General features: G+C 32.8%; 10 protein-coding genes and 1 pseudogene. 9 read left to right on the top strand and 2 right to left on the bottom strand.

Annotated features, from left to right (window positions below):
- Positions 1–323 precede the first annotated feature (323 nt).
- The 9 genes from RBATCC27255_RS05495 to RBATCC27255_RS05455 all read left to right on the top strand — a co-directional run bounded on the left by RBATCC27255_RS05495 (position 324) and on the right by RBATCC27255_RS05455 (position 12,830).
- Positions 324–1,415 carry a hypothetical protein gene (locus tag RBATCC27255_RS05495; RefSeq protein ID WP_101029090.1) on the top strand — a complete coding sequence of 364 codons (1,092 nt, stop codon included), beginning with the start codon at positions 324–326 and terminating at the stop codon, positions 1,413–1,415.
- Positions 1,416–1,551: 136 nt separating this feature from the next.
- Entirely contained in the window at positions 1,552–2,298 is a 747-nt protein-coding gene (locus RBATCC27255_RS05490; protein WP_101029089.1) for a zinc ribbon domain-containing protein, read from the top strand.
- A gap of 20 nt (positions 2,299–2,318) precedes the next feature.
- Positions 2,319–2,732: a hypothetical protein gene (locus tag RBATCC27255_RS05485; RefSeq protein ID WP_101029088.1), complete on the top strand. Its 414-nt coding sequence runs from the start codon at positions 2,319–2,321 to the stop codon at positions 2,730–2,732.
- A 67-nt stretch (positions 2,733–2,799) separates the two neighbouring features.
- Entirely contained in the window at positions 2,800–5,580 is a 2,781-nt protein-coding gene (locus tag RBATCC27255_RS05480) for a hypothetical protein (RefSeq protein WP_101029087.1), read from the top strand.
- A gap of 36 nt (positions 5,581–5,616) precedes the next feature.
- Positions 5,617–7,077, top strand: a complete 1,461-nt coding sequence (locus tag RBATCC27255_RS05475) for a DUF5050 domain-containing protein (RefSeq protein WP_101029086.1) — start codon at positions 5,617–5,619, stop codon at positions 7,075–7,077.
- A gap of 3 nt (positions 7,078–7,080) precedes the next feature.
- Positions 7,081–8,211: a hypothetical protein gene (locus RBATCC27255_RS05470; protein WP_101029085.1), complete on the top strand. Its 1,131-nt coding sequence runs from the start codon at positions 7,081–7,083 to the stop codon at positions 8,209–8,211.
- Complete coding sequence (locus tag RBATCC27255_RS05465; RefSeq protein WP_101029084.1) at positions 8,208–11,144, top strand: VWA domain-containing protein; 2,937 nt, start codon at positions 8,208–8,210, stop codon at positions 11,142–11,144. The genes RBATCC27255_RS05470 and RBATCC27255_RS05465 overlap by 4 nt, the downstream gene beginning before the upstream one ends.
- 16 nt (positions 11,145–11,160) lie before the next feature.
- Positions 11,161–11,835, top strand: coding sequence for a zinc ribbon domain-containing protein (locus RBATCC27255_RS05460; RefSeq protein WP_278292447.1), 675 nt, complete (start codon positions 11,161–11,163; stop codon positions 11,833–11,835).
- Positions 11,836–11,849: 14 nt separating this feature from the next.
- Positions 11,850–12,830 (top strand): NADase-type glycan-binding domain-containing protein, encoded by a 981-nt coding sequence (locus tag RBATCC27255_RS05455; protein WP_101029082.1) that lies wholly within the window; start codon positions 11,850–11,852, stop codon positions 12,828–12,830.
- Between the two features lie 187 nt (positions 12,831–13,017).
- Here the strand turns inward: RBATCC27255_RS05455 and RBATCC27255_RS10665 are convergent.
- A pseudogene (locus RBATCC27255_RS10665) lies at positions 13,018–13,248 on the bottom strand (transposase); the annotation flags it as partial.
- Between the two features lie 86 nt (positions 13,249–13,334).
- On the bottom strand, positions 13,335–13,718 hold a 384-nt coding region (locus RBATCC27255_RS10660; protein WP_147639967.1), incomplete at its 5' end, for a transposase.

Here is a 13,718-nt window from a genome sequence, read left to right as displayed (position 1 = left end):
ATATTTAATTCCCCCTAATTAGCCCATATTGTGAAAGTTTCACTTAAAACTTATGCAATCTATGCAATCAGTATAGCATAATTTCTATAAAAACGAAAGATTTTATTTGTTTTTGCAGAATTATGTAAAAAATAGGCGACTTGATGTAACTTTTTGCCATGGATAAATTATACAGATTATTGTATAATTATTTTGTTGAATGTGATGTATTTACCCAAAATAACTATGTTAGGATTCTTTGGCATATACAGCAAAAAGCGTTTATATCTGCATATTTTTTATTTTGAAAATTTGATATCTGAAAAAATTATGAGGTATTAAGTGTGTTGGAATTATTAAAAAAGATATTGATAAGTGCTTTACTGTCGGCATACATTGCAGTATTTATTACAGCGTGTACAGATAAAGAGGTTTCTCATGCCCAAAGTAAAATAAGTGGAGAAAGCGTCGAAACTACTGCTGCAGATAGAGAAATATCGGCAGAGGATTATTTGAAAAGCAAAATTGTTCCTAAATATCGGATGTTGGATTCTAAAATAAGTTTAGAATCCAATGCGGATTTAAAAACCAAAACGGTATATTTTAATTGCGATAAATTTAAAAATATACTCGTGGGTTGGATTATAGCGGATTTAAATAATGACGATGTAGATGATATATTTACTGTAACAGTAGAAAAAGATTATTCGGATTACGAAAACACAAAAACATACGATACAATACAACTTCATTATGCTTCCTACATTGCAAGAAATGGCAGTTTTAAGAAAAACTCAGATATATCCAGAAAGCTTTTTATAACATATTTAAGATTGCCAAAACATTCAGAAATAGAGTATCACTTTGCAATAGTGCCTGATACTAACGGTAAATCGATTATCATAAGGTCGTCAGAGTTTAAGGATGATTCCGAAATATACAGTACATCAAATCCACCGTATTATTCTGTTGAAGACAGTCTTGGAAATATAAATGTATTTTTTGAAATTGAAAGATATAAAGAAAACGATTATGACAGTCCCTTCGGAATACAGTTTTCATGTGATCATATAAGTGCTATGCCGGAGGCTGAAAGCATTAGTTATTTTGATATAAGTAATGGAGAAAGTCTTTATTTTAACGGAGTAACTCAGGTTTCAATTGATTCTGACTCACCACAACCAAGATTTTATTCTGAAAAGAAAGGGAAATTTTCATCTGAAAAGGATGCCCTCAACAGTATTAATAAGAATCTTGACAGTTATGGGTTAAGTCGTTATAACTTAAAACCGTTTTCGTGGGATTCCAAAGAAAGTAATTTACTTATTGTTAATGAGGATAATAATATTTCGTGTTCCTTTAAAATTGTTGGAAATTCTGATAGTAATTCAAAAAGTGGATTGTGTTACATAGAACCAAACGGCAGTAATAAGTAAGAATGTATTATATGTTCTTCTGTTAAGCAATTTGAATTAGGTGATATATGTCATAATATCTGATAATTTACTTATTATTGGTTATTGGATACTTGACATTGATTTATTAATTTACATTAGGAGTAGGGAAATAAAAATGGCATTATTTGATCAATTAGGAAAAAAACTTGCACAAACAGGACAATCTGCCGTTAAAAAGACAAAAGATATGGCAGAAGTGGCAAAAATCAATTCAATGATTTCTGATGAAGAAAAAAGCATAAACAATAACTATTATCAGATAGGTAAGCTTTATGTGTCTATGCACGGTAATGATTGTGAAGATGATTTCAAAGGTATGCTTGAATCTATTCGTCAGTCAGAAAAGAAAATTGTTGAATATAAAGAGCAGGTTCAATTAATTAAAGGCGTTGTCAGATGCGAGAAATGTGGTGGAGAAGTATCCATAAATTCTGCTTTTTGTAACTCGTGCGGTGCACCTATGCCTAAACGAGTACCTGTTCAGACATATGATGAAGATACAATAAAATGTGATAAATGCGGAAAGTATGTAAAAAAGGGAATGCGTTTCTGCACATCTTGCGGTAATCCAATGCCGCAGGATGAAGAAAAAACAGTTGTTGAGAGCGGTAAACAACAACTTCAGTCGTATAAAAAGTGTCCGAATTGCGGATACACATCAAATGATTCAGAAGTGTTCTTTTGCAATAACTGCGGAACTAAAATGATTGATGTTCAGAATGATAGTAATGATTTGGCGACACCCGAAGAAGTTGTCCAGACATTTGAAAAGACAAAAACTTGTCCAAACTGCGGTTTTGAAACGGCTGATGAAAGTATTGACTTTTGTACCGAATGTGGCACCAAATTAATATTAAAGTAATAAATTAAGGAGAGATTAAAATGCAGAAAACAAAATTAGGAATATCAGTTGGATTATTGGGTGCGGCGGTCTATTTTTCAGGATTGTTTAATGGTTTGCTGTTGATAATGATCATGGTGGGATATGTTCTTTTGGTCGAAGATAATGAATGGCTCAGAAGAACAAGCGTTAAGGCGGCAGTTCTTTACATTATTTTCGCCCTTGTATCATCAATTGTTGGTCTGATACCCGATTTTATAACATTGATAAGCAGTTTTTGTGAAATATTCGGCGGTTCTTTTGCTATTCCGTTTATATCCTCAATTGTAGGATTTATCATTGGAGCTCTTGATTTTGTAAAAGCCGTATTGTTTATTATATTAGGACTTAAATCACTTAATCAGGGAACAATTGTTATACCTATGATTGACAATTTAATAAATAAGTATATGTAATTACTTAGAAGGGGGATGGTACGCACTATCCCCTTTTATAAATTTTTGTGTATGGGAGAGTTGAAAAATGTCAAAATTTTGCGGAAAATGCGGTTCGAAACTTGATGAGATTACAGGATTTTGTCCGCAATGTGATAAGGAAACAATTATTCAGAAAGAAATTAATAAAAATAGAAAAAAGGCAAAACATAAGTCAATAGTCAGAATTTCTATAATAGTTGTTGCAGTAGTGTTTGTAGCAGCAATAGCTTTTTTTTCGTTGGATTATTTTGATGTAATTCCAACTCAGATAAGTGAATCATTAGGAATAAAATCATCCGGATTGTTCAATATTGAATCTGACAAAGCTTTTGTTTTCACTTCTGATGATAAAGAAAATGTCGTTAATTTTTATTGTGAGCCGGAAATCAAATTTTCATCTTTGGAATTATACTGCGAAAATCCCGATACACATTTATCTGATTTTTCAGATAACGACAAGGATAATAAAGAAAATTTTTTTGTTGCGTCTGCAAATATCAAAGAAAATACAAATAAAACATTAAAATACCATGCAGTATTAAAAGATGGATTAAGATATTATGTGTCAAATACCATTGAAATACAAGTAAAAGATGATTGGAGTGATGATGAGCTATCAGCAATGGATAATGCTGACAAAGAAATACAGACATTGTTAAGTGATAAGAATTTTAAGAATAAGTCAATTGAACAAAGAGCGAAAGAAGTTGAAAAACTTCTGAAAAAATTATCTTCAGAAGAAAACGGTTCGTTAATTTTACAGGATTCGATTAAATTTGACGAAGGCTCAAAAATATACTCCTATTTATACTCAAACGGTTGTATAGGATGCGTAAGTGTTGAAATGAATGACAACAGTAACGGAATGATTAACGGCGGTGTGGCTGATACTTCTGTGAAAAATACATTGACAACTTCAAATATAAAAAATAAAACAAGCAAAGAAAAGACCAAAAACAGCGGAGATAATGTGAATGCTGTCATTATGTACGATTGGTATAAAGATAATGACGCAATACTTGATTTCTACAAAGACTATCAGAACAAATGGACATCTGATGGAATGAAAACAGATTTAGCTGTTAACCCAACAGTAGAGCAGTACAAGACGCAACTTTCAGGAAAACAGCTTGTTTTAATTGCCGCACACGGAGACAGGGTAAAAAGTCCGTTTAATACATATTCTATAATTTGTACATATGAGGAATGTACGAAAGAAAAAGACAAGAGTTACAAATTTGATTTGAACCAGCACAATATTATTCGTAGAAACTATGTTGATGGAACGGTTTATTGCATTTCTCCAAATTTCTTTTCAACATATTACGGAGACGGTAGTCTTAAGAATTCCATAGTATTGATTGACAGCTGTTTAGCTTTCGGTGAAAATGAAGAAATTGATTATGACCTGGCAAGCAGTATTCCCGATGCAGGTGCAGTAGTCGGTTTCCATAATTCGGTCAACATTTTCAGAGAAAATAATGCTGATAAAACAAACAAGGCAAAATATACCATAAAAGGTTACGGTCCATTGTTTATGGAGAATATTGTTAAGAGTTTGATGACTTCAAAGACAATCGGTCAGTCATTTGAAAATGCAAAAAATCTTCTTGGTGAAACCCAGTATGAATATTTTCAGACTTATTACGAAAAAGCCGATGATGAAGACGATAAAGAAGTGTATCCGTTAATTATCGGCAATTCCGAAACCAAGTTATCTGTATCTGCAAACAAACACGATTATGTGGCCAATAATTACCTTGTTATGGCAGACGATAAGTACATCTGCTCTGACGGCAACGCTATTTATTACAAAAATACAATGTTTGAAAGTGGTAAAAAAATAGTTGATCAGACAAATTCAGGACACCTTATGTCTGACGGAAATACAGTTTATTTCTCTGTTACAAATACATGTGATGCAGATGGTAATAAAAACGAAATGTATTTAACAAACGGAAACGGTAGTCAGATATATTATCAGGATGATATTTATTCAGTAAATATTGACGGAAGTAATTTGGAAAAAGTGTTCAGTGCAGATCACGAAATATTTTTTGTTGGCTATTACAAGGGTTGCATTTATTATGTTGATCAGGCTTTTGAAAACGGTACTTTACAGAAGTATGATACAAAAAGCAAATCTAAAAGTGAACTTGCAGGAGCAGAAAATGCGTACCGCTTAGGTAATAAAATTTATTATTCTACAGACATTGTGTCGCAGAATGTAGAATTAATTAAAAATAATACCGTAAATGCTATGGACCTTGACACAGAAAAAATCACTCAGGTTGCCACGGGAAGTACACTGAATGGCAGTGTTTTAGCCGATGATAAGCTGCATTTTATTTCATTTAAGTATAAATATGATGCCAAATCCAATGAAAGTAAAGTCTATGATCAGTATATTTATACGATAGATAAAAACGGAACAGTTAAGAACTCGAATAAAGTTCCTGACGCTACTTTGCCGGCTACTATTGTTGGCGAAAATACTGTAATATATACTGATTCCGTCGATTTGAGTAATAAAAAGTACTATATATATAATCTCGAAAACGGTAAAAAAGCGCAGATTGACAGTAAAGATTTTACATTTATGTCATTCCCAATTGATTTGGTAAATTCGAATGATGTTTACTATGTGGGCTTTTTGGGCAATCCAAGCGTTAATTCCAATCTCGTAGGAGTTGGAAAAGTGACAGAAAACGGTAGTACTCCGTGTGAAATAGACGGTAGCGAGTATGTGAATATTGAAACCATCAGATATTGTTTTGTTGACGGAGTATTTATAGATGGTAATTTTAAGTACTATGAACTTGATTGATGTATATTAATTTGTATTATGAACGGAGAAATATAAATGTCTAAATTTTGTGGTAGATGCGGTTCTTTGCTGGATGCAAACGGAAAATGTTCTGTTTGTATTGATAATCATGTAGTAAAAGAAAAAAACAAGGTAGTCAAAAACAAGCGTAAGCTGTTACTATTTGTTATGATTACCGCTTTGGCTCTTGCAATCTGCGGATTCGTTTGTTTTAAAATAATTGACTTTTCGGCTTTATCTGCTTCAGGTGGAGAGAAATCATTTTGTGAATCAACTAACCAAAAGTTATTTTTCAAGAATAATGGAAACAGTTATTATGCTGGTGGAGCGTGCTTGGTCAGAATTGAAAACGATGATTCGGTTATACCCGTAAAATATATAGATGAAAATGACCAAAATGATACTGATCTTAAAATCGTAAGCTTGAATGAAAACTCTTTTACTTATGATGGTACAAATATTTTTGCAATAATTGAGGATGGTGGTGTAGGCATACTTTATAAATTTACATTTAAGAATAAAGACGAATTAGTACGAGAGGAATTATTGGATAAAGATGTTTTTAAACAAAGTGTTTTATATGATGAACAAAAAGGTGGAATTGATATTTACGCAGGGAAACTGATAAATTTGCATTCCTACGGAGATTATATATATTTCAATTATGTACCCTCGATTATTTTGTCTGGTAATTATAATTATTTTTATCGCATAGGGAAAATTAGCAAAAATGGCTCTGCATTAGAATTAATTGAGGATGAAATAGTTTCTGATTATACAATAAAAAATGATTTGATTTATTTTTATAATAACGGTTATCATTTCTCCGGAGATAAAGAAAACAATCGATATACAATTGATCGTAACGAAGCGGGAATATATAAAATGAAGTGCGATGGCAGCAATAAGGTAAAGCTTTTGGACGATTTTTATGAATGTTATGGTTCATATACATATGCCAATGCTGCCATTTGTAATAATCTTTGCGGTGATATGAGTGTATACGATGATTATCTCTATTTTATTGATTATAGAAAAGAAGGAAAAAGCAGAGTTTGCAGAATTAAGATCGATGGTTCTGATTTTGAATATTTAACTGAAAGCGGGGCGTACAATTATACGATAGATGTAGAAAATAACACATTGTACTATATTATAGGTGAATATGGGCAGAGCGGTGCTGATTCTATAACTATAAATAAAATCTATCTCGATAACAGAGATGAAAATGAAATTTTGACAACAGAAGATTATGTATATAAAATATCCGCTTATGATAATTGTGTTTATTTTACGGGTTCGTATAAAATAGGGGACAAAAAGGAAAAAGCAAAAAAGTCAGGTATGATATATGATTCGGCTTTATCTCAATTTAAAAATATATACGGTTACACAGAGATTGAGTGGAAGAAAAATAAAGTTGGTATTCCAATAAAGCAAATTAATGGTCCTTATTTTGATTTAAGAAATCAGAAAAATGATAAAACAGGAGGGTGAAAAATGCCTAAATTTTGTGGTAAGTGTGGTTCTGCATTGAATGACAATGGTTTTTGTCCTAAATGTGATTCAGATAAAATTGCAGAAAGTAATGAAAATATGGTTGATATTTCTTTTGGCGGTAATGATGAAGTTGCCAAAAATGTTGATTATGGTGTACAAAACGGAACACCGGGTATTTCTAAAAAAGAAATAAAGGCTAAAGAAAAGGCGGAGAAAGCGACTTTAAAAGTAAAAAGGAAATGCACTCAAAAAACAGACAAAATTATTGCCAAAGCTAATCAGAAAGCCGAAAAAAAGTCAGAAAAATCCGCGGCAAAAATAATGGTAAAGACCGAAAATAAGGTTAAAACTGTTGCGGATAAATATAATCAAAAAGCTGAGGCAAAGGCAGAAAAAGTGACGAGAAAGGTAATGCGATCAACAGGTCAGAAAATTAAGTGGTTTATAATTAAATTCGTGATAATTCTTTTAGCTGCTGCTATTTTGTTGAGCGCCATAACCGGGGTGTTAGTATATTTTAATGTGGTCGAAATACCGTTTGTATCCAATATTTTTTGCAGCTTTGGAATTACGAATAATTATGGAGAAATTTCTGTTTATGAATATTTGAATTATAATATCGTTTCAAATAGTTCAGAAGGAAATAAGATAAGTGCAAAAGCTTATTACAACAAATATTCAGAAATATTATCAGAAACAAATTTGAATGATTCTTCAAATGTACTGACAGAGAGTGATGCTTTTAAAACATTTCAAAGTTATGGTTTTACTGATTGTATTATTATGACAGAGTATTCTCAAACAGGGGATTTTGTCGGGACATCTACTGATATTGAGCCCTTTTCTGAAACAAAACATCCAGTATACAAATCTTGTTATGTTGATATTAACGGTGACATTTGGGATTTATATCTTATAAATGATGTATTGATGGCAGAACCTGTATCTTTTAATTATGAAAATAATTTTAGTTTGGTAATATCTAACTCTGATAGTTTAATGAGCTATGATGACGAAACAAATACTTTTTATCAGACAAATCCCAAAAGTTCGGTTATAAAGGTTAAAACTTTGTCTGAATTCAATCCTGAGAATCTTCAGAAATTGATAGCAGAGGAGGGGGCTAATTGAAACGAATAATGAAATCATTTGTATCTTTGCTTTTGGTTATTTGCATATTAAGTAGCTTGAACATAACGGTAACTGCTGAGAATATGAATGATCAAGGCAATTCTTCATTTGCGTACGATAATGTAACGCTATATGTGGCTGATTGTATAATGAATGGCATTATAGGAAAAAATGGTAAATCTGACTGCATTCCTATGATGTCATTGGCACTTATGCATAAATATACTTACAAAAACATATCCGAAGCTTTAATTGGTGATGATTTACTTGTATTTACCAGTGGATTTTGGAAAAATCTCAGAAATATTTTAAGCGGAGACTTGGTTAAGACAGCTAATTGGCAAAAGGATTTATATGTATTAATTATAATGGATTATCTTAATTTCTCTGTAAAAAGCGATGAGTATAGTGATAATTTTGAAAAGAAAACTTTTGAAATTACAGAGGATATTGTAAAAAATGTATTTGATTATGCTAACACAGAGTATCTTGATAATGTTGACAAACTAATTAAAGAACAATCGTTATCAGATGCTATTGAGTTTTCAAATAAGTATGGATTTATAAATGAGATTAACCAGTATTATACACTTGTAGGTGATATAGAAAAAATCTCCGATTCAGCTGCTGAATACTATAAAAATCTTTCTAAAGCTATTGCTATTAAAGAAACAGATGAAAAAAGAATAAAATTTCTTGAACAGATGAAGAAAGCGGGAAATGATAACGAGTATTTTGTTGATGCGGTAGATGAAGTGATTAAAGTTTACAAATCGTCATATGCAAACATTGCTTTTTCAGAAAGTAAGCAGGTAATGGTCGAGTTTGGTGTCAAGGAATGTTTTTCTAAGTTAAAAGATTTAAATTCTGATTTAAAGATTATCATTGACGGCCTTAATATTTATTCAGCAGGCCTTGATTGGCTTTTCAACAGCGATGATGTGTCAGATAATAATTTTAAATTGATGCTATTATATACCATAGGATCTTATGCTTCAGATTCAGTCCGTTCATTGCGCGATTCTTATGAGGCTGACCGTTCGGAAGAAAATGCTTCAGCTCTTATTGAGGGTTATATGGAGTATCTGGAATACGAACGATATGCAACAGATAATACATATGGTTTTGTTTCATCAATACTTTTTGATGGAGTTGCAAATAAAATTAAAAATATTTTTTCGAATAAGAACAAGACTACATATGATGATTTTAAGGGATATTTAAATTATGATGAAAGTTTTGCTAAAAATCTTGAAGAACTGGTAAATGCTTGTTATAAAATATATTTTAATATTACCGGATTTGACAATGATATTTTTGATGACAACGATAATTCATACGACGACAACTCAGAAAATGTTTCAACAAAAATTCCTACTGATGCACTTGAATGTAACGGACATTATTATTATATTTATTCCGATGTTTGTGACACTTGGGAGGATGCAGAATCTTATTGTGAATCATTAGGCGGGTATCTTTCTATAATAGAAAATAATGATGAAAATGCTTACCTATATGATTATATGAAAAAACAAGGATATGATAACGCATATTTCGGTTTGACAGATTCAAAAAACGAAGGAGAATGGTTGACAGTTAACGGAGAACAACCAAAATTTACTAATTGGAGCGATGGAGAACCAAACAATGAAGGTGGTAATGAAAATTATGCTATGTTTTATCATAAATCATCTGCCTACAAATGGAATGATGGTAATTTTGGAAACGGAACAAATGGAGATGATAAAACATTTATTTGTGAATGGGATGAAAAATCCGTTGAAAAGAACCAAAATAACACTTCCTCCGAACGGGATATTGTCTTGGTGCTAGATACTTCAGGAAGTATGGACGGAACACCGATTGATGAAACTAAAAAAGCCGCAAATAAATTTGTTGATACAATTCTTGAAAATGATGCAAACATAGGCATAGTGAGTTATAGCGATGATGCCGATGTTAAGTCGAATTTTACCAAAAGTAAAAATTCTCTTGAAAATGTAATAAATAACTTAAATACATCAGGTTCAACAAATATGGAAGCAGGGTTGCGTTCTGCCAACAATATGCTTGAGCAAAGTCAGGCTAAAAAGAAAATAATTGTTCTTATGAGTGACGGTTTACCTAACGAAGGTTTAGAGGGAGATGAACTTGTTTCATACGCAAATGAGTTGAAAGAAAAAGGTGTATATATCTATACACTTGGATTTTTTGAAAGTGTTGATGATAAAACAGCTCCTCAAAGTTTGTTAGAAAGAATAGCAAATGATGGTTGCCACTATGAGGTTTCAGATGCTGACAGTTTGGTGTTTTTCTTTGGCGACATAGCTGACCAGATAAATGGACAGAAATATATATATGTGCGTATAGCCTGTCCTGTTGAAGTGTCTGTTAAATATAACGGAGAGACGCTGAATTCATCGGATAATGAACTGAACACGAGAACTTCATTTGGTACATTGACATTTGAAGAAACTAATTCATCCGTAAGTACAAGCGAGTATGATTCTCAAAACGAATTAAGCGACGAGAAATCTGATAAAGTGAAAATTTTAAGATTGAAAGAGGGAGATGATTATGATGTAAAGATAGAAGGAACAGGCAGAGGCAGAATGGATTACAGTATTGGCTTTATGGATGAAAACGGGGAATATACTGATTTCAGAAAGTTTAAGAATATCAGAATTACCGGAAGTACAGAAATAGATACAGTAGCCAATGTATCGGACCATACCGTTTTGAATGTAGATGAAGACGGTGACGGAAAATATGATGTTGTTTATAGAGCAGTTGCAAACAGTAATGGTGAAATAGTCGACTATTCATATATTTGGTATATAGTAATTTCAGGTGTTTCTGTGATAGCGCTTATAATTATTGTATTTGTGGTTATAAGAAAAAAGCGTAAATTCAAAAATAAAATTAATTAAGAGAGGATAATGACAAATGTCTAAGTTTTGTGGAAATTGCGGTAAACCAATGGATGATGACGCACTTGTGTGTGGTAATTGCGGAACTCCATATTCAGGAGAAACTGAGGTGAAAGGATCAAAGCCTGTGAAAATTTCCGGAGTAAACACTATGGCTCCGGAAAAAAAGAAAAAAATAAAACTGATAGTTAAGTTGAGCGCTTTAGGTGTAGCCATTATTATAGTTGCCGTGATTGCAATTAATATTATATCATCTTTTACAGGATACAAAGGTGCTGTTAATACAGCCTTCAATGCTTTTAAAAATTATGATATTAACACACTTGTATCTATGACCAGCGATATTGCTTATAACGGAATGGATTCAAATAAAATAGAGGAGTCTATTTCCAAGGATGTTTCGGCTACACTTGATTCTTATGAATCTGTAGCAGGTCATGATATGAGTATCAGCTATGATATAACCGATTCTTATAAGCTTTCCGACCGTAAATATCAGGAGTTTTTAAAGTATGTTGAACAATCCTATAATTATGATTCAAGTGATATTTCTGAAGTTGTTAAGGTTGAGTTGGATATAAAAACAAAGGGTTCATTAGGAGAATCTAATTATCCAGTAAATGACCTTTATATGATAAAAGAAAGAGGTAATTGGTATATATATAAAGGTTATGTCGGAAACTATTATTGATAGGAGTAATTTAAATGAGATGTCCTAAATGCGGAACAGAAAATGCTGCAGACATGAATTTTTGCAAAAAATGCGGAAATCGGTTAGTAGCCTCAGATAAAAATACAGAAACTCAAAAAGGTAAGTCAAAAAAATGGTTGTGGATAATATTAATTCTGATATTTGTGCTGATTATTTCAGGTGTAGTGTATTTTGTGTTCTTCAGATATAATAATGCGCTTGAAAAAAACGAGAACGGGATAACGCGAAATTCTGTATCACAAACTACAACTATTGAAAACACTACTATTGTTCCGACTACCATAACCGAATCTACTACACAGGGTATGTTGCAGATAGTTATCCCTGATGTTGTCGGATTGGATATTAATGATGCAAAGAGCAGTCTGACAAATATCGGATTAAAGTGTGACATTAAGTACGATTCAAGTCGTTCTGTTCCAAAAGATTATGTAGTAAGTCAATTCCCGGTTTCAGGAAGAGAAACCAATAAAGGTGAAACGATAATACTATATGTATCAAAGGGGAATGAAGAAGAAAGTACAGTAAGTTACACAAAGGTCAATAGTAATTCCATGTATTTTAACTCGATTACAGCATCATCAACATTGTCACCTGAGGGCGATTTTAGTTATGGTGCCGAGAATCTCAGGTACAATGACAGTACATGTTGGTGTGAAGGAGTTACCGGAAGGGGTAATGGCGAATACATTACTTTTTCAAGCAATGAATTACAAAGCGTATCGGGAATACAAATAATAAATGGATATGCAAAAAGTACCACATCGTATTACGATAATAGTCGAGTGAAGAAAATTCAGTTTGAATTTTCTGACGGTTCTTTAGTTACAAAAGATATTTCTGATTCTGGTACCTTACAAAAAGTATCATTCGAAAAAACTATTAATACTACATACATAAAAATGACTATTCTTGATACATATTCCGGTGACTTATACGATGATACATGTATTTCTTATATCAGCCCGTACTGAGGTATAAAGGACATTGTAAATGAATCATTGTTATAATCCAAAATAGAACCTATCAAAGCAATAAAAACGACACCGACAGGGAGTTTATTACTCAAACCTGTCGGTGTTGTTCTTTTGTGCAACGAAAATCCTCGATTGTATCGGGGATTCAAAAAAAGTTTTAGCGATAATGAAAAAAATAGGTTCATCACGATTTTTTGTGGGATGGTGAACGGACAGACGGAATAGAATGATAGCGAATCAAGGTGAAGAAAAAGTCGTCGTCACGGTAACCGTAGCCGATTTGTTTAGCAACCTTGATCTTGTTGTTGAAGCCTTCGAGCTTGCCGGTGCTGATTGAATAGATGGCATAGGCAGCTAATCCGGGGAGCCGTTTTTCTTTTTGAACTGCAAACCGTACCAATGCGGGAATCTCACTTTCTTTCGCCGCCTGAAACTATTTTGTCCATCCGGTGACTGCTTGTTGGTAGTCTGTCACTTCATAAAGTCTGCACATTTCCTCTTTCATGGCATAACAAACAGCAAGGTCGTGATGATCTTGCAGAATAGATTGTAATTGCTCGGTTTGCTGTCGGAGAGTTTATCTGAGTTAATGAGCAATGACCAACGCAGCTTCTTGAGTTGGCTGTATTCCTGCTTTTCGGCTTTAGCTTCTTGTTTAAGAGATTTCATAGTTTCCTTGTCGGTATCATCCGAGATATCGGCAAGGATTTCTTTTTCTTTGGCTTTATGCCTACGAGCTTCATCCAGACGAATAACGCCGAGAACATCTCTGCCAAATTGCGACTGCATATGAAAGCGATCATATACAATCTGTGCTTTGGGCAAATGCTTTGTTACAAGCTTGTTGTAAGATGCGTTCATGTCCATCGCTACCGCGATGACTGC

The organism is Ruminococcus bromii (genome assembly GCF_002834225.1).
In the GTDB taxonomy this organism is placed as follows: domain Bacteria; phylum Bacillota; class Clostridia; order Oscillospirales; family Acutalibacteraceae; genus Ruminococcoides; species Ruminococcoides bromii.
This window is presented reverse-complemented; position numbering and strand designations above follow the sequence as displayed.